Source organism: Rhodococcus sp. NPDC055024 (assembly GCF_053608585.1).
Genome location: NZ_JBSGVT010000007.1, coordinates 147,242 through 167,182, shown reverse-complemented (window position 1 = coordinate 167,182; position 19,941 = coordinate 147,242). Strand labels below are relative to the sequence as shown.

19 protein-coding genes are annotated in these 19,941 nt (G+C 62.5%); 9 read left to right on the top strand and 10 right to left on the bottom strand.

The genetic code is table 11. The features are described from left to right. Nucleotides 1–31: 31 nt before the first annotated feature. From ACWF6P_RS16735 to ACWF6P_RS16725, 3 genes are read right to left on the bottom strand one after another with little or no spacing between them, the layout of a single operon-like run. Nucleotides 32–904 carry an ABC transporter permease gene (locus ACWF6P_RS16735; RefSeq protein WP_452621748.1) on the bottom strand — a complete coding sequence of 291 codons (873 nt, stop codon included), beginning with the start codon at nucleotides 902–904 and terminating at the stop codon, nucleotides 32–34. Beyond that, nucleotides 897–1,718: an ABC transporter ATP-binding protein gene (locus ACWF6P_RS16730; protein ID WP_003940477.1), complete on the bottom strand. Its 822-nt coding sequence runs from the start codon at nucleotides 1,716–1,718 to the stop codon at nucleotides 897–899. Before ACWF6P_RS16730 ends, ACWF6P_RS16735 begins: the two co-directional genes overlap by 8 nt. Further along, nucleotides 1,715–2,794 (bottom strand): ABC transporter substrate-binding protein, encoded by a 1,080-nt coding sequence (locus ACWF6P_RS16725; RefSeq protein ID WP_378532247.1) that lies wholly within the window; start codon nucleotides 2,792–2,794, stop codon nucleotides 1,715–1,717. Before ACWF6P_RS16725 ends, ACWF6P_RS16730 begins: the two co-directional genes overlap by 4 nt. Before the next feature lie 277 nt (nucleotides 2,795–3,071). On the opposite strand from ACWF6P_RS16725, the gene ACWF6P_RS16720 reads away from it, so the two are divergent. Next, nucleotides 3,072–4,034 (top strand): sigma-70 family RNA polymerase sigma factor, encoded by a 963-nt coding sequence (locus tag ACWF6P_RS16720; RefSeq protein ID WP_378532245.1) that lies wholly within the window; start codon nucleotides 3,072–3,074, stop codon nucleotides 4,032–4,034. On the opposite strand, the gene ACWF6P_RS16715 is transcribed toward ACWF6P_RS16720, so the two are convergent. Further along, a complete protein-coding gene (locus tag ACWF6P_RS16715; RefSeq protein WP_378532243.1) occupies nucleotides 4,010–5,731 on the bottom strand; it encodes an FUSC family protein in 1,722 nt (573 codons plus the stop codon). The two genes, ACWF6P_RS16720 and ACWF6P_RS16715, sit on opposite strands and share 25 nt — an antisense overlap. 188 nt (nucleotides 5,732–5,919) lie before the next feature. On the opposite strand from ACWF6P_RS16715, the gene ACWF6P_RS16710 reads away from it, so the two are divergent. Continuing rightward, nucleotides 5,920–7,098, top strand: a complete 1,179-nt coding sequence (locus tag ACWF6P_RS16710; RefSeq protein ID WP_452621747.1) for an acyl-CoA dehydrogenase family protein — start codon at nucleotides 5,920–5,922, stop codon at nucleotides 7,096–7,098. A gap of 4 nt (nucleotides 7,099–7,102) precedes the next feature. Here the strand turns inward: ACWF6P_RS16710 and ACWF6P_RS16705 are convergent, their stop codons facing one another. Then, on the bottom strand, nucleotides 7,103–7,729 hold the full coding sequence (locus tag ACWF6P_RS16705) for a TetR/AcrR family transcriptional regulator (protein WP_452621746.1): 627 nt from the start codon (nucleotides 7,727–7,729) through the stop codon (nucleotides 7,103–7,105). After that, on the bottom strand, nucleotides 7,726–8,382 hold the full coding sequence (locus ACWF6P_RS16700) for a TetR/AcrR family transcriptional regulator (RefSeq protein WP_020908817.1): 657 nt from the start codon (nucleotides 8,380–8,382) through the stop codon (nucleotides 7,726–7,728). Before ACWF6P_RS16700 ends, ACWF6P_RS16705 begins: the two co-directional genes overlap by 4 nt. A gap of 183 nt (nucleotides 8,383–8,565) precedes the next feature. On the opposite strand from ACWF6P_RS16700, the gene ACWF6P_RS16695 reads away from it, so the two are divergent. The 7 genes from ACWF6P_RS16695 to fadD11 are packed head-to-tail and all read left to right on the top strand — an operon-like array spanning nucleotide 8,566 to nucleotide 16,811. Beyond that, on the top strand, nucleotides 8,566–10,122 hold the full coding sequence (locus ACWF6P_RS16695; RefSeq protein WP_452621745.1) for a flavin-containing monooxygenase: 1,557 nt from the start codon (nucleotides 8,566–8,568) through the stop codon (nucleotides 10,120–10,122). Further along, nucleotides 10,122–11,054, top strand: a complete 933-nt coding sequence (locus tag ACWF6P_RS16690) for a metal-dependent hydrolase (RefSeq protein ID WP_452621744.1) — start codon at nucleotides 10,122–10,124, stop codon at nucleotides 11,052–11,054. Before ACWF6P_RS16695 ends, ACWF6P_RS16690 begins: the two co-directional genes overlap by 1 nt. Beyond that, a complete protein-coding gene (locus ACWF6P_RS16685; RefSeq protein ID WP_452621743.1) occupies nucleotides 11,051–12,142 on the top strand; it encodes a PDR/VanB family oxidoreductase in 1,092 nt (363 codons plus the stop codon). Before ACWF6P_RS16690 ends, ACWF6P_RS16685 begins: the two co-directional genes overlap by 4 nt. Continuing rightward, nucleotides 12,139–12,639: an SRPBCC family protein gene (locus ACWF6P_RS16680; protein WP_452621742.1), complete on the top strand. Its 501-nt coding sequence runs from the start codon at nucleotides 12,139–12,141 to the stop codon at nucleotides 12,637–12,639. Before ACWF6P_RS16685 ends, ACWF6P_RS16680 begins: the two co-directional genes overlap by 4 nt. Continuing rightward, nucleotides 12,636–14,069, top strand: a complete 1,434-nt coding sequence (locus tag ACWF6P_RS16675; protein WP_452621741.1) for an aldehyde dehydrogenase family protein — start codon at nucleotides 12,636–12,638, stop codon at nucleotides 14,067–14,069. Before ACWF6P_RS16680 ends, ACWF6P_RS16675 begins: the two co-directional genes overlap by 4 nt. 4 nt (nucleotides 14,070–14,073) lie before the next feature. Continuing rightward, nucleotides 14,074–15,018 (top strand): SDR family oxidoreductase, encoded by a 945-nt coding sequence (locus ACWF6P_RS16670; protein ID WP_452621740.1) that lies wholly within the window; start codon nucleotides 14,074–14,076, stop codon nucleotides 15,016–15,018. Then, a complete protein-coding gene (gene fadD11 / locus ACWF6P_RS16665) occupies nucleotides 15,015–16,811 on the top strand; it encodes a fatty acid--CoA ligase FadD11 (RefSeq protein WP_452621739.1) in 1,797 nt (598 codons plus the stop codon). The genes ACWF6P_RS16670 and fadD11 overlap by 4 nt, the downstream gene beginning before the upstream one ends. Here the strand turns inward: fadD11 and ACWF6P_RS16660 are convergent. The 4 genes from ACWF6P_RS16660 to ACWF6P_RS16645 are packed head-to-tail and all read right to left on the bottom strand — an operon-like array spanning nucleotide 16,793 to nucleotide 19,910. Continuing rightward, on the bottom strand, nucleotides 16,793–17,878 hold the full coding sequence (locus ACWF6P_RS16660) for a sulfate/molybdate ABC transporter ATP-binding protein (protein WP_452621738.1): 1,086 nt from the start codon (nucleotides 17,876–17,878) through the stop codon (nucleotides 16,793–16,795). The genes fadD11 and ACWF6P_RS16660 overlap by 19 nt on opposite strands. Continuing rightward, the gene (locus ACWF6P_RS16655; RefSeq protein WP_007733547.1) at nucleotides 17,875–18,684 is read right to left on the bottom strand and encodes an ABC transporter permease; all 810 of its coding nucleotides are present in this window, start codon (nucleotides 18,682–18,684) and stop codon (nucleotides 17,875–17,877) included. The genes ACWF6P_RS16660 and ACWF6P_RS16655 overlap by 4 nt, the downstream gene beginning before the upstream one ends. Beyond that, on the bottom strand, nucleotides 18,681–19,490 hold the full coding sequence (gene modA / locus ACWF6P_RS16650; RefSeq protein ID WP_452621737.1) for a molybdate ABC transporter substrate-binding protein: 810 nt from the start codon (nucleotides 19,488–19,490) through the stop codon (nucleotides 18,681–18,683). The genes ACWF6P_RS16655 and modA overlap by 4 nt, the downstream gene beginning before the upstream one ends. 24 nt (nucleotides 19,491–19,514) lie before the next feature. Beyond that, on the bottom strand, nucleotides 19,515–19,910 hold the full coding sequence (locus tag ACWF6P_RS16645) for a TOBE domain-containing protein (protein ID WP_452621736.1): 396 nt from the start codon (nucleotides 19,908–19,910) through the stop codon (nucleotides 19,515–19,517). Nucleotides 19,911–19,941: the final 31 nt, after the last annotated feature.

Here is a 19,941-nt window from a genome sequence, read left to right as displayed (position 1 = left end):
AGTTCGCAGAATCTTTCCGTGAAGGTGCAGATCAGGTGGTGACGCGCCAGCGTGAGAGCCGACGTTCGATCAGGACCAGAATCGCGTTGATTGTGAGACCCAACAACGAGATCGCGAGGATACCCGCGTACATGTTCGGGATCTGGAAATTGAGTTGTGAGGCAGTGATCAGGTATCCGAGACCGGCTTTGGCACCGACCATCTCGGCGGCGATCAGCACGAGTATCGACGACGCGGCGGCCATGCGAATTCCGGTGAAGATCGTGGGCACCGCAGCGGGCAGAACTACCTTCTGGAACAGTCGAATCGACGAGAACCCCAGAGAGGCAGCGGACTTGATCAGCAGCGGGTCAACCGTGCGCACACCGGAGATGGTGTTGAGCAGAATCGGGAAGGTGCAGGCGTAAATCACCAGGGCGATCTTCGACTCTTCACCGATGCCCAGAATCAGTACGAAAACGGGAAGCAGAGCCAAGGCTGCTGTGTTGCGGAACAATTCGAGAATCGGGTTGAGGAAGTCGGAGACCGGACGATACCAGGCGATCGCAATTCCCAACGGAATCGCGATCGCGATGGCCACGAAGAATCCGGTTAACGCACGCGTCAGACTGGCCGAGACATGCTCTTGCAGTTGCCCGTTCCCGGCAAGAGTGAAGAACGCGGACACAACCTCACTGAAGGGCGGAAGGAAAACCTTGTCCACCAAGCCCAACCGAGGTGCGGCTTCCCAGATCCCGAGGAAAATCGCGATCGCTATCGACGGCTTGGCAATCCGCCACGCGGCAGATCCAACGTACCGCGCCGCCTTGCCGCCGGCCTGGCTCCGCTGCTGAATGTCAGGTGTTTTGTCGTGCAACGGTTTGGGGTCCGCGACCACTTCCGGCGTCGCCAATGCGCTAGACATGTGCAACCTCCTTGGCTGGGTCGAGCTCGCCCGCCCGTGCGCGTTCCACTTCACCGTGCAGCAGCGTCCAGATCCGGTGCCGGAACACTCGGAACTCCTCGCCGGATCGCACGTCGTCGCCGGACCTGTCGATGTCGATGTCGACGATCGTCTTGACACGCCCCGGCCTCGACGTCAGCACGGCAACGCGCTGCCCCAGGTAGATGGCCTCGTCGATTCCGTGAGTGATGAACAAGATCGTCTTACCGGTGGCTTTCCAGATGCGCAGAAGCTCGTCCTGCAGAGACTCTCGCGTCTGTGCGTCCAGCGCTGCAAACGGTTCGTCCATCAGCAACACTTCGGGGTCGAAGGCCAGGCTGCGGGCGATCGCGACTCGCTGCTTCATTCCACCGGACAACTCGTGCGGATAGCGATCCGCGAAACCTTGCAGACCGACCAATTCGAGGTAATGCTCGGCGAGCTCGCGTCGCTCGCTCTTCTTCACGCCCTTCGCTTCGAGTCCGAACTCGATGTTGTGACGTGCAGTTCGCCATGGAAGTAGCGCGTATTGCTGGAAGACGATTCCCCGATCCAAGCCGGGTCCGGTGATCTGCTTGCCGTCCAGAAGGATTCGACCGGAAGTCGGCGAACTCAGTCCGCCGAGGAGGTCCAGCAGAGTCGACTTACCGCACCCACTCGGCCCGACGAGGACCAGGAACTCCCCCGGCGCCACGTCGATGTTGATGTCCTCGACCGCGGTGAAAACTTCGTCGGTCCCACGAATGTCGAACTGCTTGGTGACGTGCTCGAGCCTTAGTTTCGGTTCTGTGCTCATTTTGCGGCCTCCAGTGCCTGTCCGTCAGCGCCGCTGTCGGGTGAATACGTTCCGTTGGCGTATGGATTGAATTCGTTGGTGTAGATGTCCGACGGCTTCAACTTCCCCTCTTCGAGTTCGCCGTTACGGGTGAGCCAGTCGATCCACGTGCTGATCTCGGTATCGGTGATCGTTCCGCCGGGGCCGGCGACTCCCGGGCTCTTCCAGTAACTGATGAGCTTGGTGTCCTCGTTGCGTCCGCGACTGTTGATGATCGACGTCAGCTTCGCGATCACTTCCTCACGTGGGTGCGTCTGGGTCCAGCGGATCGCTCGCGCTGTTCCCTGTACGAAATCGGCGACCGCTTCCTTGTTCTTCGCGATGTAGTCGTCACGGAACACCAACGTGCCGTAGGTGAACGAGCCGAACAGTGATTCGTCCGTGAACAGCTCGCGAAGACCACCGCGTTCGAGCGCGGAGTCACGGAAGACCGAGCCGAGGGTGGCAACGTCGATCTGTCCCTGGCGCAGCGCTTGCTCCGTGTTGACGGGAGGCACCACGATCAGTTCAACCTGCTTGATCTCGTCCGGCGTAAGCCCCTCCCGCGCAAGCCATTCACGAACGACGAACTCGTGGTGGGCGCCGAGTGTATTCATCCCGACCTTCTTGCCGATCAGGTCTTTGGCCGTTTTGATCGGACTGTCGTCGAGAACGTAGTACCCATTGAAGCTCTGCTTGTCGGAGCCGTAGTACCCGATCACCGAGGTGATCGGTGAACCCGCGGAAGCCAACTTCACCACCGCACCGTTGAACGCACCACCGAATTCGGTCTGACCGGTCGCGGCATTCTGAATGCTCTGAGGACCGCTGGTCGTGTCGCCGATCCAGTTGAGTTCCACGTTGTCGAAGTAGCCGAGATCGGCAGCGAGTTCGGGGTAGATGACCTGTCCGGTACTGCCCTCGTACCGCAGGACGGTCTTGCCGTCGGCGGTCTTGACGACTTCGTCGGAAGAGCCCGAGCAGGCCACGGCAAGGCTGGACAGTGTGACAAGAGCGACGACTGCGGCTATGGAGCGCGCAAGGCGAGGGCGAATCATGAAGTTGCTTCCTTTAGAGGATGATTGGTGAAATTTACGACGACACCTGTCCGGATCGCCTTGTGCGGCGATCGGCACAGGCAGGTGTTGGGAAAGTCAGTTCAACGACAACAGTTCAATGACGACAAGAGCGAAGACCGAAACACGTGAGACTCCAATGAATGTGAAGACAGAATCGAGCCGTTAGCAGTGTCGAAACCATACGTCGGCACCCACTACCTGGGTCAACGGTTACATTCATGCCGGATTTAAAGTGTGAAGTCCGTATCATGAGGGCATGCTTTCGCCGACTACCGCGCAGGACTTCGAGCAACACCGTGGCCATCTGACGTCGGTGGCCTACCGTCTCACCGGAAGTTTCAGCGACGCTCAGGACGCGGTGCAGGAAGCATGGATACGACTCCAAGTAGCCGAAACCACGCGAGGTGAAGAGCTGGAGATCCGCGAGCTGCGCGGATGGCTCACCACTGTTGTGGGTCGCATCTGCCTCGATCACCTCAAATCGGCCGCAGTCCGGAGAGAAAGCTATGTAGGACAGTGGCTTCCGGAGCCGATCGTCACGCCCGTCGACGCCACCGTGAGCACACCCTCAGCGACACCCGATCCCCTCGAGTACGTCGTGACGCAGGAACAGAATCGTTTTGCGGCCCTCGTCGTCCTGGACACTCTTACTCCCGCGCAACGCGTTGCCTTTGTCCTGCACGACGGCTTCGACGTACCGTTCGCCGAGGTAGCCCGAATCCTCGACATCGAAGTCGCCGCCGCCCGTCAGTTGGCCTCGCGAGCCCGTAGAGCCGCAGCGTCGGCGCCCGTCCCGGTCAGCAGCGAGGAGCATGCTGCCGCCGTCGAAAGACTGGTCATGGCTATCGCGAGTGGGGATCTGAACGCGGTGATCGAAGCACTCGATCCCGATGCCGTGCTGATCGGCGACGCAGGCGGAACAACTCGCACGGCGGTCAACGTCGTGCGCGGCAGTGATCGTGTGGCACGGTTCTACCTGGGCCTGGCACGCAAGTACGGACCGGCGGCGCTGTTTTCGATGTCACCGGTTCTCGTCAACGGACAGCTCGGTGGTGTATTCGCCGGCTCCCCCGGAGATGACCGGTACCCGCAGTTCGCCGCTCGCGTTGCCGGCTTCACGGTTCGCGACGGAGTTGTGTGTGCGGCCTACGACATTGCGAACCCAGCCAAGTTCAGTGCCGTCCCGATGCTCGATCACACCGAACCCGAGCGCAGGTAGCGAGACTCCCATTCTTCGAGGTGAGACCTGGACACCTGCGTGCCGAACCACAGTCGGTGCAGCACATCCGATCCCAGGTGATGCAGTGCGGTGTGCGTTCTCCACTGCTGCGACGCCCACTCGGGTTCGTTGTGGGCGGCGTCGATCCCGGCCATCGTGCTGCCTCGTAGTTCGAAGTCCAGGTCGCGTCGAAGCTCCGAAAGCTCGGACCAATTCGCTTGTGGTGCATAGTGCCTCGCGCGGATTTCGGTCAGCAGCTTGAACAGGACGCTGTCGGCACGCTCGTCGACCCAGATCAGAGTGCGTCGATGTGCCCCGCGCCCGACCGTCCACAGGACGATCAACGCCACGACGACGCCGATTGCCGTCTCGAGCATGCGGCTGAGGATCAGATGCTGGACGGTCCCGTGTGCACCACCGGCAGCGCCGAGGAGAATTGCCAGAGCGGTGATGAAGATGACGGCGATCCCGTAGTTCCGCACCAGGAACAGTTCGATCCCCGCCATCAGGACGGCAAGTACAGCCACCAGCCACAGACCGGTCGGACTCCAGGCGTATATGGCGCCCAACAGAATCAACCCGAGGACGGTTCCGCCGATGCGATGGATTCCGCGATAGGTGCCCAGTATTCGATCCGGTCCTTGATGCAGGACCATCGCCGCGGCGATCACCGCCCAGTCCGGGCGATCGATACCGAGTAGAACGGTGAGGGTTCCCGCCGCCATACAGGCGATGGACAGCCGAAGTGCCGTGATCGACGCTCGGCTGGACGGATTGCAGGCGCGGAGAAACCGATACCGGATCGTCGGGTCGGGCAGGGGCGGATGCGCCCCGACCTCGTCGACGTCGAACGCGGGGTCCGCCATGAGTTCGGGATCGTGGTCGTCGGAGATCGCCCTGGCCATCGCGATTTGTGCTCGTTCGAGTTCACGGGTCAACGGGTGGTCTTTCCCGACGATTGCGCCGCGGTAGAGGCACTGCCACGCGTCGTGCAGCCGCAGTGCTGCAGCGTGCCGTTTGTCTCGCGTCTGCTCCGGCGGGGCGTACTTCGCCTGCGCTTCCGTGTACTCCGCAACAGCCGAGACGGCTGCCTGTACCGCGCTGCGTTCGATCGCTCGCGGTGCCCACAGGATTCCCGTCATCGAGACGACCACCGCGCTGATCCCGCCGATTGCCGTCCACATCGCAACCTCGATCGGCGGCTGCCCGGGAGTGGCGATCACCGAACTGATCTCGGTGGTCAGCAGCAGGAAGAACGCGCCCGGTGGGCCTAATCGAAGCGCGTCGACGGTAAAGGCGCAGGTCGACACCACGATGGCCATGATCAGCACGACAAAGACGAGCAGCACCGTCGGCGCGCCTTCGGAGATCGCTCGGTGGACCGGCTCCCCCACCGATGCCCCGATGAAGGACAGGATCGTCAACGCCGCCGCGGCGATACCGACTGCCTTCCATCTGCTCCGGTACGGACGTCCCTCACCGTAGATCGACGCGAATGCACCGAGCCCGACCAGGAGGGACGAGGGCCCGAATCCGAGCAGTGTCGCGACAGCCGCAGGAATCGCCAAGGCGAGTGCGACCCGAATTGCTCCGGGATACCGGTTTCCCACCGGCGGCAATCCGAACAGGACGCTGCGAGCCGGACGCGGCGCCGGGAGGTTGGACTCGTGACCCGCTGATGTTTCTTCGGGGTCCACTGCCCATCCTTCGCGCCGGTTCGATCGTGTCTGTGCCGTCCCATTCTTGCGGGCGGCTGCCCTGGTATCCGAAGCGGGTCTGGAGGTCGATTCGGCCACCCGCTTATTGACACTGCGTCAACAGTGTGGATGATAGGTGGAGCCAGATCCGCTCGTGGGTCGCACTTCATCGATCGGGAGAAATCACGATGACGCAAGTATCAACCGCAACCCGAACCACCGAACGACGCTCCCCGTGGATGGACGACGAATTGGAGGCCGTTGGCGAACTGGCGAGGAACTTCTTCGCCAAACACGTGACACCGCACCAGAAACGCTTCGCGTCCCAGGGTTTTCCCGACAAATCCGCCTATCGGGAACTCGGGACGCTCGGCCTCGCCGGCATGTCGATACCCACCGAGTACGGCGGCGGAGGAGGAACTTTTGCGCATGATGCCGTGCTGTTCCACGAGCAGGTGATGGCGGGTGATCATTCACTCCAACTCGGTGTGCACTCGGGAATCGTGCCGCACTACCTCAATGCCTACGCCGATCACGAGCACAAACTGCGCTGGCTACCGAAGCTGGCGAGTGGCGAGTGGGTGGGCGCAATCGCCATGACCGAGCCCGGCACCGGATCCGACTTGCAGAACATCACCACCCGCGCCGTCCGCGACGGTGACGACTATCTGATCAGCGGCGCAAAGACATTCATCTCCAACGGTCGCAATTGTGATCTGGTGATCATTGCCGCCAAGACCGATCCCAGCCTCGGAGCGCGTGGAGTGTCGCTCATCGTGGCCGAGGTCGATGACAACACACCGGGTTTCGAGCGCGGGCGAATACTCGAGAAGGTCGGACAGAAGGGCCAGGACACCACCGAGCTGTTCTTCGACCGCTTGCGGGTGCCTGCAACAAACCTGCTCGGGGACCGCGAAGGCACAGGGTTTGCCCAGCTGATGCAGCAGCTACTGCCTGAACGATTGATCTGCGGAGTTGCAGCCACTGCGGCAATGGAGCGTGCAGTCGCCCTCACCGTCGAGTACACCAAATCCCGAAACATGTTCGGGCAAACGCTCTTCGATCTGCAGAACACGCGCTTCGAACTTGCCGAGTGCGCGTCCATCGCTCGTATCTCACGAACGTTCATCGACGACTGCATCGTCAAATACCTTGCCGGGCAACTCGACGCGACCACCGCCGCGATGGCCAAGTACTGGCTCACCGATCAGCAGTGCGCCGTGATCGACCGTTGCGTACAACTGCACGGCGGGTACGGCTACATACTCGAATATCCCATCGCTCAGATGTACGCCGACGCTCGTATTCAGCGAATCTACGCCGGATCGAACGAAGTCATGAAAGACCTCGTGGCGAGATCACTCTGAGTAATCAGGAATCCGCCTCGCACGCCGGCAGAACGTCACGCACGATGGCGAGCAAACTGCGTACCAGCAGAAGGTGCACCTGTTCGCGGTCGAGCGCTCCCGTCACCAACCACTGCTTACTGGCGGCCTTCGCCAGTCCTCCGTACGCCACGATCATCGAATGAACAGCAGCCCCGCTGCCTTCACTCGGTCGAATCTCGAGCGCATCCATCATGCGTCGCGCAGCAACGTCGTCAGCATCCTGCAGGATCCGATCCATCTCGGGATCACGGCGGAGGTCGTCGGACATGACTGTCGAGATCCACATGTCGCGATGACGCCAGGCGACGTCGAGCCACCGATCGATCACGGCGCCGATCCGCTTCTCCTGGCTCGCCGATCGCGGAATGCGGTCCACCGCCACTTCGGGAATGAAGACGAACCGCCGCACGACGTCGAGATACAACTCCCGCTTGGAGCCGAAGTAATGATTGAGCAGCGGACGACCGACCCCGGCCGCCTTGGCCAACTCGGTCATCGAGACGTCGGCAAAAGACTTCTCCTCGAAAACCTTTGCCGCGCTGACAATGATCTGCTCACGCCGGTCTTCGGGACCGAGACGCTTTCCGCCTGTGGCCGACGCGGACGTCATTCTTTTCTCGCGGGCGTGCTGTTGACCGTCGCCTGCGCCTCGACCATGAGCGAAATGTGTTCCACCAAACGCTTTCGAGAGATCTTGGAGGACGGGGTGTGCGCCTGATAGATGAACGCGAGGGCACCGAACAGCCCCACCGAATTGAGTTCGGAGTTCGCGGAGTCGGTTGCCTCGCCGCCGTACATCAGCTCGAGCGACGCGGAGATCGGATTGGTGAACTCCGCCATCAATTCTCGCCCTCGATCCCACAGCGCAGGTTCGGCCTGGGATTCGACGAACATGATGCGTCCACGGCGCGGATCCTTGAATACGTAGGTGGTGAAGGCCTTCACCACGTGACGGATCAGGGCCGACGGTTCGGAAGGCGCCGCCTCGAGAGCGTCCAGAATAGTGTCGCGTGCCCCGAGAACGACCTCGTCGAGCACGGCGACCAGCAGTTCGTCACGATTGGCGAAGCTCTCGTAGAAGTACCGTTCGGTCAGCGCAGCCTCGCGGCAGGTCGCACGCATGGTCGCGGCGGCCGCACCCTCGGTGCCCATGATCTGCAACCCGGCTTCGATCAGCTGTGCCCGGCGCGCGGCGCGGCGATCTTCTGGTTCCTGCCCACGCCACCTGCGCGGGCCGGTGCGCCGAGCCTCGGTATCCGTCATGTCCCCATGTTCTCACTGACCGGCAGTGCTCTCGACCTCAGGTAATCGCGGCGACCTCGGCAAGCGAGCTGACATCGCACGATGTCAATCAATTCAATTCTGACATCAACCGCTGTTGACATCACTTGATGTCAGACTTACTCTTCGTTCAGTTGTTCACGCACCAATCAGGAGGCGTCACACATGGTCGACATCGACCCAACCTCGGGGCCATCGGCCGGTGAAGAGGAAACTCCAACTCGCCGAACACGAGTCGTCGTCATCGGAGCAGGCTTCGGCGGCATCGGAACTGCTGTCCGCTTGAAGCAATCCGGGATCGACGACTTCGTCGTTCTCGAACGCGCTGCGGAGCCCGGGGGAACCTGGCAGATCAACACCTACCCCGGTGCACAGTGCGACATCCCGTCGATTCTGTACTCGTTCTCGTTTGCGCCCAATCCGAACTGGACGCGGCTGTATCCGCTACAGCCCGAGATCTACGACTATCTCCGGGATTGCGTCCATCGCTTCGGACTGGCCGGTCATTTCCACTGCAACCAGGACGTGACAGAGGCTTCGTGGGACGAGCAGGCCCAGATCTGGCGGGTACACACTGCGGAAACCGTGTGGGAGGCACAGTTCCTGGTCGCGGCCACCGGCCCGTTCAGCGCCCCCGCTACACCCGACCTCCCCGGACTCGAATCGTTTCGTGGTCAGATGTTCCACACCGCAGACTGGAACCACGACCACGACCTTCGCGGTGAACGCATAGCCGTGGTCGGCACCGGCGCCTCCGCAGTGCAGATCATCCCCAGACTGCAACCGCTCGCGAACTCGCTGACCGTATTCCAGCGGACACCGACGTGGATCCTGCCGCACCCGGATCAGCCGATGACGGGCTGGCCCAGCGCGCTGTTCGCGCGGGTACCGCTCACCCAGCGACTCGCACGCAAGGGACTCGACCTACTTCAAGAAGCCCTGGTACCCGGATTCGTGTACAAGCCGTCACTGCTCGCAGGGTTGGCCGCACTCGGCCGGGCACATCTTCGTCGACAGGTGCGCGACCGGGAGCTTCGCGCAAAGCTGCTCCCCCACTATGCATTCGGATGCAAGCGTCCGACGTTCTCGAACACCTACTATCCCGCGCTGGCGTCACCCAATGTGGAGGTGGTGACGGACGGAATCGTCGAGGTGCAGGAGCGCGGAGTTCTCACCGCGGACGGCGCCTTCCGGGAAGTCGACACCATAGTCATGGGAACCGGCTTTCGGATGGGAGACAACCCGTCGTTCGACATCATCCAGGGCCAGGACGGCCGCAGTCTCGCGCAGACGTGGAACGGCAGTGCCGAGGCCTTCCTCGGCACCACCATCAGCGGTTTTCCGAACTTCTTCATGATCCTCGGACCCAATTCCGTGGTCTACACCTCGCAGGTCGTCACGATCGAAGCGCAGGTCGAATACATCGTGAGCTGCATTCTTCAGATGGACGAGCGCGGCATCGGCAGTATCGACGTCCGCGCCGACGTGCAACGCGAGTTCGTGCGCGCGACCGACCGCCGACTCGCCACCAGCGTGTGGAACGCGGGCGGGTGCAGTAGTTACTACCTCGTCGACGGCGGCCGCAATTACACCTTCTATCCCGGATTCAACCGATCCTTCCGCGCCAGGACCAAACGAGCCGACCTCGCTCACTACGCGCAGGTACAACCCGTCTCGTCCGAATCACTCACCACTGCTCGAGAAACCGTGAGGAGCCGATAATGCTCGGCATCAACGCCTTCCGAGGCACACCCGTCATCGCACCGTCCGGCGCTCGCCGCTACACCGACGAAGCACATGCGATCGCCGCCCGTGACGTCGAATTCGACTGGGACGGTGTACCACTGCATTACGTGCCGAACGAACCGATGGTCACCCACGTCATCAACTTCATGCATCTCGTGTTGCCCGAGGGAGAGCGGGCCATGTCTGCGACGCTCGCCGAAGCGCTCCCTCTCATCGAGGACACCCGACTGCACGAAGAGGTGGTGGGATTCGTCGGCCAGGAAGCAACACACGCGTCGTCGCACAAAGGTGCACGCGAACATCTTGCGGACCTCGGCATGGACATGAAACCGATGGCACGCCGCATGGACTGGCTCGTGGACAAGATATTGGGCGACAAAGGATTGACCGGAAAAGCCAAGCACGCCTGGCTCTGTGAACGTCTCGGCTTGTTTGCTGCCATGGAGCACTACACGGCAGTGGTCGGGGAATGGCTGCTCACCGATCCCGCCCTCGAAGATGCCGGCATGCACCCGGTGATGCTCGACATGGTCAAGTGGCACGGCGCTGAAGAAGTCGAGCACCGCAACGTCGCTTTCGACGCCTACATGTACGTCGACGGTAGCTACGCCCGACGCGTTCGCACGGCGCTGCTGGCCAGCTTCACGTTGTTCGTACTGTTCATCGCCTCGATGAACTACCTTTTCCGGCAGGACCCGTCGAAGGCGAAGGGTCGACTGTGGCCTCTGCAGCTGATCAGCGCCACTCGTCGTGGACTGGTACCGAACATGAAATTCCTGATCACCGAGATTCCTCCGTATCTGCGGCCGAGCTTCCATCCGTCCCAGATCGGGGACATGGACGTAGCCATGCGCTACCTCGCTCGCTCGCCTGCCGCCAATCGTTCTTCCGAAAAGAGTGAAGAATGAACAAGACGACTGCCGACCGTCCTCACGACGCACACGGCTTCACACCGACCCGGTCGTTGAGGTTTGCCGCGCAGGCCACCAGCGCATACCGTCGGATCTTCGCAACCAGTCTTGCAGCGCAGATACTTTCGCGTCCCAACCCGGTCCGCTACAGCGGGTTCGACATGACGCTGGACGTGAAGTCCGTCCGGTTCGAGTGTGACGACGTCCTGAGTGTCACCTTGACCCCGAGGGAAGGCATCGCCCTGCCGTCGTGGATTCCCGGCGCCCACCTCGACGTCTTTCTCCCCTCTGGAAGGCAACGACAGTACTCGCTGTGCGGCGACCCCGACGACTTGACCTCGTATCGGATCGCCGTCCGAAGGATAGACGAGGGCGGTGGCGGCTCACGCGAGATCCACGAGTCGCTGAAACCTGGAATGGCGGTGGACGTACGAGGGCCACGGAATGCATTTCCGTTTGTCACTGCTCCGTCGTACCTCTTTGTTGCGGGCGGAATCGGGATCACTCCGATACTTCCCATGGTGCAACGCTGTCACCGCCGCGGAGTCCCGTGGCGATTGGACTATCTCGGACGAACTCGGGCAGCTATGCCATTCCTAACCGAGATCGAGGAGTATTCCAGCGGCCGGGTAACCATCCGGCCGGACGACGAGTTGGGTCCGCCGGATGTCGAAACACTGCTCTCCGCTGCGGATCCCGGCGCCGCGGTGTACACGTGCGGACCGACGCCGCTGATGAACATGGTGCGCGCGGCAGCCTTCACGAGCAACCCGACCGGATCGGTACACAGTGAGCGATTCTCGCCGCTACCGGTAGTCGACGGCAAAAAATTCACTGTGCACCTGGCGCGCACCGGTCTCACCGTCGATGTCGGCGAGTCCGAAAGTGCCTTGGCAGCAATACGACGCGCACTTCCCGGCGTCGCGTATTCCTGCCAACAGGGCTTCTGCGGTACCTGCAAGGTCCGGGTGCTCGCGGGGACCGTCGACCATCGGGACACCCTTCTCACCGAATCGGAACGCACCGATTCGATGTTGACCTGTCGATCACGTTCCACCGGTGGGTCTTTGGTGGTGGACCTGTGAAGCGAAAATTCCCGCTCGCGGCGGCCGACGCAGACTTCATCCGCTCCGCTCCGCTGGTGATCACTCACCGGATCGAGTCCGAAGCGACGTGTGAAAGCTTGTGGCGGACGTTGACCTCGGACGGTGCGCTCGCGTCGTGGGCGCGCGGGATCACCGGATCCGACTGGACCTCGGCCAGACCATTCGGCATCGGTACGACGCGGACTGTGCGGGCCGGCGCTTTCGCCGCACTGGACGAGAGATTCTTCCGCTGGGACGAGGGGCGCCGGATGACGTTCTACGTGGAGTCTGCGTCACTCCCGGGATTCAAGCGTTTCGCCGAAGATCTGGTGCTGGAACCGACTTCGACTGGAAGCCTTCTCACCTGGACGTTCGCGGTGCAGGCGCAGCCGTGGTTCGCCCCGATTCTGTCTCTGTCCCGACCGATCCTCGACCGCGTGACCCGCAACTGGGCCGACGGCGCCGTCCACCACACACTTCAGGGGACTCCGCGATGACAACAACCGAGATCGACACGACCGCGCAGGCGACCGACGTCACGGTGACACAGGCAGTGCGCGAAGCTCGAGTCGCCGCCGCGTGGTGGGCGGAACTGACATTCGAGCAACGCGCCCACCGACTGGATCGGTGGCGAGGAATCATCGCTCGTCGAGCATCCGAACTCGCCGACGTCGTTCACCGGGACATGGGCAAGCCGCACCCCGACGCAATGCTCGAAATTGCCATGGCGCTCGAACACCTCGCGTGGGCCTCTAAGAATGCTCGAAAGGTGTTGGGCAGGCACACCGTCGGTTCCAGTCTGTTGACGGTCAATCAGGCCGCCTCGGTGGAATATCGGCCTCTCGGAGTGGTCGGCGTGATCGGTCCGTGGAACTATCCGGTCTTCACCCCACTCGGTTCGCTCTCGTTTGCCCTGGCTGCCGGCAACGCTGTTGTCTACAAGCCGAGTGAGTTCGCACCAGGTGTCGGTGAATGGTTGGCCCGAGCATTTGCCGAGGTCGTCACTGAACATCCTGTGCTGCAAGTTGTCACAGGTGACGGTGGGGTCGGCGCGGCACTGTGCCTGGCCGGCGTCGACAAGATCGGGTTCACCGGGTCCACTGCTACTGGCAAGAAGGTCATGGCAGCCTGCGCCGAGACCCTCACACCGGTGTTGATGGAATGCGGCGGCAAGGACGCACTCGTCCTCGATGCCGACGGAGATGTCGGCGCCGCCGCGGACGCTGCGGTGTGGGGAGCGTTGTCCAACTCCGGTCAGACCTGTCTGGGCGTCGAGCGTGTGTACGTGCACGAACACGTCTACGACGAGTTCCTCGACAAGACAACCACTCTGGCCGCTCGAATTCATGCAGGTCCTGATGCCGACGACAAGATCGGTCCGATCACCATGCCCTCGCAAGTCGCCGTCATCCGGCGCCACATAGACGACGCGGTATCGCGGGGTGGACGTGTCGTTCTCGGCGGGCTCGGCACGATCTCCGGTCAGTACGTGCAACCGACCATCATGGTCGACGTACCCGAAGACAGCCTCGCCGTCACGGAGGAGACCTTCGGCCCGACGATGACCATCACCAAAGTCAGCTCGATGGACGAGGCGGTGGAGTTGGTCAACGCGTCGCCATACGCCTTGGGAGCAAGCGTGTTCGGCAAGGACGGAGTATCAATTGCAGATCGACTCCGATCGGGAGGAGCGTCGGTGAACTCCTACGTGATGTATGCCGCAGTTCCCAACCTGCCACTGGGTGGGGTCGGAGCATCCGGTTTCGGACGCGTTCACGGCCCCGACGGACTGAAAGAGTTCACCTATGCCCGTTCGATGACCAGGCAACGGTTCCGTTCGCCATTACCGCTGACGACGTTTCGACGGACCGCCCGAATCGACTGGCTGGTCAAGGTTCTCATACGCGCTCTACACGGAAGGCACTGAAGCCATGACGGGACGCTTGTCCGCGCTTGCAGGAACAGTCCGCGATCTGGGCATTCCACTGCCCGGACGCCGGATCGACTTCGACGTCGCCGGTAAGGTCGTACTGATCACCGGCGGAGGCGACGGTATCGGAGCGGCGTTGGCGCGCACTCTCCACCGACGTGGGGCGACGGTGGCGCTGGTCGATGTCAACCAGAGTTCGCTGGCAGCAGCCGAGCGCGCATTCGAGCCACGGCGAGTCGTGACGGTGACGGCCGACGTCCGCGATCGGGATGGTATGAAAGCAGCCGCGCGCACGATTGTCGATCAGCTGGGCAGAATCGACGTCGTGGTGGCCAACGCCGGAATCACCCCTCCCCCGGCGACATTGCGCCAAGTCGATCCCGAAACCTTCGATCGAGTAGTCGACGTCAATCTCACCGGTGTCTTCAACACCGTGCATCCGACCATCGACGAGGTGATCCGCAACAGTGGGCACATCGTCGTCGTGTCCTCGGCCGCGTCGTTCGCCCCCGGTTTGGGCGGAGCGTCGTACATGATCAGCAAGGCCGGCGTCGAAGCGCTCGGGCGGGCACTGCGTTTGGAGGTTGCCGGCTACGGCGCCACTGCCGGAGTCGCGTACTTCGGGATGGTGGACACACAACTTGCGCGCGCAACTCTCGACGACGACGAGATCGGGCGCAAGCTCGACGCTCGACTGCCCGGACCCCTCCGCCATCGAATCTCCCCTGACCGTGCCGCGACGGTCATCGCCGACGCGATCGCGCGCCGCGCCGGCCGGACCCTTGCCCCCGCGGCCTGGGAGCCCTGGGCGTGGGGACGCGGTTTCGTCAACGTCCTGGCCGACGGCTACCTGGCCAGGGACAAGCAGGCACACGACCTGATCCGCGAACTCGAAGCCAGAACCACAGCAGCAGCCCCGACGAATGCATCCAGGAGAACGTCATGACCACGTTGTGTGCAGCCTTCCAACGAGTGTCGGCAGTGGCGCCCGACGCGGTGGCCCTACGAGATATCGCCGATGCGCGAACACTGACGTGGCGCGAGTACGGCGAACAGGTCCGCGAGGTTACCGCAGGATTGGCCGGAATCGGCGTGGGACATGGCGATACGGTCGCCTTGATGATGAGTAACCGCATCGAGTTCTACCCGATCGACGTCGGCGCCCAACACCTCGGCGCGACGTCCTTCTCCATCTACAACACGTCGGCGCCTGAAGCCATCCGTTACATCCTCGCCAATTCCGGTGCGCGAGTTCTCGTCTGCGAGGCCCAGTACGTGGACACTGTTCTCCGATCCGGTGCCACACTCGACACGATCGTGGTCGTCGATGCGCAGCCGCATGCCCAGCAGTCCGGCACCCTGACGCTGGAGCAGATGAAGTCCTCTGCTGCCGCCGATTTCGATTTCGAGAGCACCTGGCGTGCGGTGAAGCCGAACGATGTCGCCACGCTGATCTACACCTCCGGCACGACCGGCAACCCCAAGGGCGTCGAGACGACCCATGCGTGCCTGTTGTTCGAGACCAACGCCGTCAGCGCGGTACTACCAGTCGAATTCGGTGACCGCATCACGTCGTACATGCCGTCGGCGCACATCGCCGATCGGCTCACGTGCCTGTACATGCAAATGGTGTTCGGCACCCAGATCACCGTCGTACCGGATCCCGGCCAGGTAGCGGCTGCGCTTCCCGACTGTCGCCCGACGATCTGGGGCAGCGTTCCCCGTGTGTGGGAAAAGCTGAAGGTTGCCGTCGAATCAGCCGTTGCCAACGAACCGGACGACGCGCGTCGGGGGGCGCTGCAGTGGGCACTCGACGTCGGTCGAACTCGTCTCGCACATTTACGAGCCGGTCAATCCGTCCCCGCCGAGCTGGATGCGGAGTACGCCCGAGCCGGTGCGATGGTCCTCTCCGCCCTGCGTGCGAAACTGGGCTTTGCCGAATTGAAGTGGGCCATCTCCGGCGCAGCGCCCATTCCGCCGGACACCTTGGCATTCTTTGCGGCCCTCGGAGTTCCTATCTCGGAGATCTGGGGAATGTCGGAACTGACATGCATTGCGAGCACGGCACCGGCCGAGCCGACCAAGCTCGGAACGGTCGGAAAGTTGCTCCCGGGCATGGAAATGCGCATCGAGGCCGATGGCGAGCTACTGGTTCGAGGACCGCTGGTCATGAAGGGGTATCGCGGCGAACCCGCGAAGACGGCAGAGGCAATCAGCGCCGACGGTTGGCTCTCGACCGGAGACATCGTCACCGCCGACGCGGACGGATACCTCACGGTGATCGATCGCAAGAAGGAGCTGATCATCAATGCGTCGGGAAAGAACATGTCACCCGCAGCCATCGAGACGGCGGTGAAGACGTCGTCGTCGTTGATCGGTGAAGTAGTGACGATCGGTGACGGCCGGAAGTTCAACACAGCATTGATCACTCTGAGCGCCGACGCCGCGGTCGGAGCGGCACGCTCACTGGGACTTGCGGTCGACGCCGCCGTGCTCGCCAAGGACGCTCGGATCGTCGACATCGTTGCAGCTGCTGTCGCCGAGGGAAACTCGCGTCTTTCGAGGGCCGAGCAGATCAAGCGGTTTCACGTGCTCACCATGTTCTGGGAGCCTGGCGGCGAGGAGCTGACACCGACGATGAAACTCAGGCGCAAGCCGATAGCCGAGAAGTATGTTTCCGAAATCGTTGCCCTCTATGCGGATTCGATCGAAGAGGACGTCTACGAGCCGGCGCCCTGAGCGTAGATCAGTGTTTCGGTGGCCTTGACCACAAACGTAACGGCCGTTCCCGGAACCAGATCGAGTTCGGCCGCTGCACTGGCCGTGATGTCGGCAGACAAACCAGGCTGGCCGGCGTCGTCCTCGGCTCGGACTCTGACGACATCGCCTCGGTTTTCGATCTCGGCGACCGTGACTGCAAACGCGTTTCGTGGGCTGCCGTGTGGCGGTTCCAGGTAGACCGACACCGCTCGCGGTTCGAAGACCGCCACGGCGGCACTGCCGGCGAGTAATTCGGACTCGGTCTGACCTGCGATGTCCACTCCGGTCGGGCTCCTGAGAACACCGTCGCCTGCCATCGTGCCACTGCGCAAGTTGATCCCGGCGATGCGTGCGGCGAACGCACTTCGCGGGCGAGTCAGAACTGTTCGCACGTCACCACGTTCGACAACCCGGCCACCGTCCACAACGACAACGGTGTCGGCAAGGGCCAGCGCATCCAGAGCGTCGTGCGTCACGAGTACGGCTGTGCGATCCCCGGTCCGGAGCACTCTGCGCAGTAACGACCGCAGCGCCGGGGCCGACGCGACGTCGAGCGCGGACATCGGTTCGTCGAGCAGCAGCAGTTCGGGTTCTGCCGCCAATGCCCTCGCCACTGCGATGCGTTGTGCTTGGCCGCCGGAGAGCTGTGAAGGCTTGCGGTCAGCCAATTCGCCGGCGTCGACTGCGTCGAGCCAATGGCGCGCAGACTCGGCGGAATCGCGACGCGACCGTCCTGCGCTGCGCGGCGCGAACGCCACGTTCGCAGCCGCGCTGAGATGTGGAAAGAGCAATGCCTCTTGCGCGAGTAGGGCGGTGCCGCGCCGATGCGGCGCCAATGCGACTCCCCTGCTGGTATCGGTGAGAACGCGGGAATTGAGTTCGATCAACCCGCGCCGCGGATGATGCAGTCCGGCAACTGCCGCCAGAACGGTCGACTTGCCTGCGCCGTTGGGTCCGAGGATTGCGGTCACCTCACCGGCCGCGACGTCGAACGCCGCGACGACGTCGCGCTCAGGAATCTCGATGTCGACGTGGAGGCCACTCACAACGAACCCGCCGATCCGCGTCCACGCACCGCAACCACAATGACGACCGCGACGACTACCAGCACCAGTGAAAGCGCCACCGCTGCATCCGGATCGGTCTCACGCTGGAGATAGATTTCCAGCGGCAGGGTACGCGTCACCCCTTGCAGACTTCCCGCGAACGTCAGCGTCGCACCGAATTCCCCCAGCGCACGAGCGAAGGCCAGAACTGCCCCTGACACCAGACCGGGAAGAACCAACGGCAGAGTCACCCGACGAAGCACGGTGGTAGGGCGGGCTCCGAGCGTCGAGGCCACTGCCTCGTACCGCGTACCTGCAGTGCGTAGCGCACCTTCGAGGCTGACGACGAGGAACGGCAGGGCAACAAACGTCTGCGCCAGGACGACCGCAGTTGTCGAGAATGCTATCTGAATGCCGAGCACTTCCAGCTGCTCACCGATCAACCCTTTGCGGCCGAACGTGTACAGCAACGCGATACCGCCCACCACGGGCGGCAGAACCAGCGGGAGCAGGATCAACGATCGAAGGACGGAAAGTCCCCGAAAATGACTGCGCGCCAACACCGCGGCCATCGGTACCCCGAACAGGATGCACAGCAGCGTGCTCATCGCTGCTGTCTTCAAACTCAGTTTCAACGCGGCAACCGACGATTCGGAAGTCACGAGTTCCCAGAACTGCGACCACTGCACGGTGGCCAGCATCGCGGCCAAGGGAGCGATGACAAACGCCCCGCCGATCAGCGCGGGAAGGTAAATCCATACCGGCAACCCGAGCGGGGCTCGGGCTGACGGTCGTAGGCGTGTCACGGAGCAGCGAATCCCGCGTCACTCAGAACTGCCAAGCCCTTGGGGCCCTTCACGAGATCGACGAACTTGGTTGCCGTTTCCGAATTCTTCGAATCCTTCAGCACCGCAATCTGGTACAGGTTGACCACCGTGGTTGCTTCCGGGAACGCGACGGTCTGTACCTTGTCTCCGGCGGACTTCGCGTCGGTGACGTAGACGATTCCGGCATCGGCCTGGCCGGATGTCACCTTGTTGAGAACGTCGGTCACCGACGATTCCTCACTGACGGGCGAGAGCGTCACACCGGTGGCTGTCTCGACCTTCTTCGTGGCCGCGCCACACGGAACCTGTGGAGCGCAGATCACCAGTTGCGTCCCCTCCTTTGCCAGGTCGGCGAACGACGCGATGCCCTTCGGATTGCCCGGAGGCACAACAATCGTCAAGGTATTGCTCGCGAAGTCCGAGGCTGATCCTGCGACGACACCGGCATCGGTGGCCTTGGTCATGTTGGCGGCGTCAGCCGAGGCGAACACGTCAGCCGGTGCGCCCTGAGTGATCTGAGCGACGAGGTCCGAGGACCCGGCAAAGCTGAAAGTGACCGATGAACCAGGGTTCTCGGACTCGAATTCCTTGCCGAGTTCGGTGAAGCTGTTCTTGAGTGACGCCGCCGCGAAGACGGTGATGCTTCCCGTGGCACTCTCACTCGAAGTGGTTGTGGTCGGAGCGGCCGACGACGTCTCCGACGAAGAATTGTCGGACGAACTACAACCGGTCACCAGGGCAAGCGAAAAGGCACCTGCTGCAACAAGTCCGACTATACGCTTCACGAATTTCCTCCAGTATGTTCAGAACTACGGCGTTTCCACGATGACCGTGGTGGCCTTCACGATTGCGACTCCGATACTCCCGACCTCGAGTCCGAGCTCCCGAACCGCGTCGGCACTCATCAACGAGACGACAGTGAAGGGCCCACACTGCATTTCGACCTGAGCCATCACCTTGTCGGTGACGACCTTGGTGACGAGGCCGGCGAACCGGTTGCGGGCCGAACTTGCACCCGTGAGCGGATCGGCCGGTGCTGGTCCGGCGTTGGACCGGGCGAAGCCCGCCAACTCGGCGCCGTCGATGACCTTGCGGCCGGAGTCGTCCGTCGTCGCGGTGAGAAGCCCACCGTCGACCCACCGCCGGACGGTGTCGTCACTGACACCGAGCAGGCCGGCAGCTTCGCGGATTCGAATGTTGGGCACCAGGTGATCGTAGGTCGCAAGTGCGGACCTA

What these genes read in the sequence shown, in the direction of transcription:
- ACWF6P_RS16685 (WP_452621743.1), top strand. Translation starts at nt 11,051, where the DNA reads ATGAACAAGACGACTGCCGACCGTCCTCACGACGCACACGGCTTCACA.
- ACWF6P_RS16710 (WP_452621747.1), top strand. Translation starts at nt 5,920, where the DNA reads ATGACGCAAGTATCAACCGCAACCCGAACCACCGAACGACGCTCCCCG.
- fadD11 (WP_452621739.1), top strand. Translation starts at nt 15,015, where the DNA reads ATGACCACGTTGTGTGCAGCCTTCCAACGAGTGTCGGCAGTGGCGCCC.
- ACWF6P_RS16720 (WP_378532245.1), top strand. Translation starts at nt 3,072, where the DNA reads ATGCTTTCGCCGACTACCGCGCAGGACTTCGAGCAACACCGTGGCCAT.
- ACWF6P_RS16675 (WP_452621741.1), top strand. Translation starts at nt 12,636, where the DNA reads ATGACAACAACCGAGATCGACACGACCGCGCAGGCGACCGACGTCACG.
- ACWF6P_RS16670 (WP_452621740.1), top strand. Translation starts at nt 14,074, where the DNA reads ATGACGGGACGCTTGTCCGCGCTTGCAGGAACAGTCCGCGATCTGGGC.
- ACWF6P_RS16700 (WP_020908817.1), bottom strand. Translation starts at nt 8,382, where the DNA reads ATGACGGATACCGAGGCTCGGCGCACCGGCCCGCGCAGGTGGCGTGGG.
- ACWF6P_RS16735 (WP_452621748.1), bottom strand. Translation starts at nt 904, where the DNA reads ATGTCTAGCGCATTGGCGACGCCGGAAGTGGTCGCGGACCCCAAACCG.
- ACWF6P_RS16690 (WP_452621744.1), top strand. Translation starts at nt 10,122, where the DNA reads ATGCTCGGCATCAACGCCTTCCGAGGCACACCCGTCATCGCACCGTCC.
- ACWF6P_RS16695 (WP_452621745.1), top strand. Translation starts at nt 8,566, where the DNA reads ATGGTCGACATCGACCCAACCTCGGGGCCATCGGCCGGTGAAGAGGAA.
- ACWF6P_RS16730 (WP_003940477.1), bottom strand. Translation starts at nt 1,718, where the DNA reads ATGAGCACAGAACCGAAACTAAGGCTCGAGCACGTCACCAAGCAGTTC.
- ACWF6P_RS16725 (WP_378532247.1), bottom strand. Translation starts at nt 2,794, where the DNA reads ATGATTCGCCCTCGCCTTGCGCGCTCCATAGCCGCAGTCGTCGCTCTT.
- ACWF6P_RS16705 (WP_452621746.1), bottom strand. Translation starts at nt 7,729, where the DNA reads ATGACGTCCGCGTCGGCCACAGGCGGAAAGCGTCTCGGTCCCGAAGAC.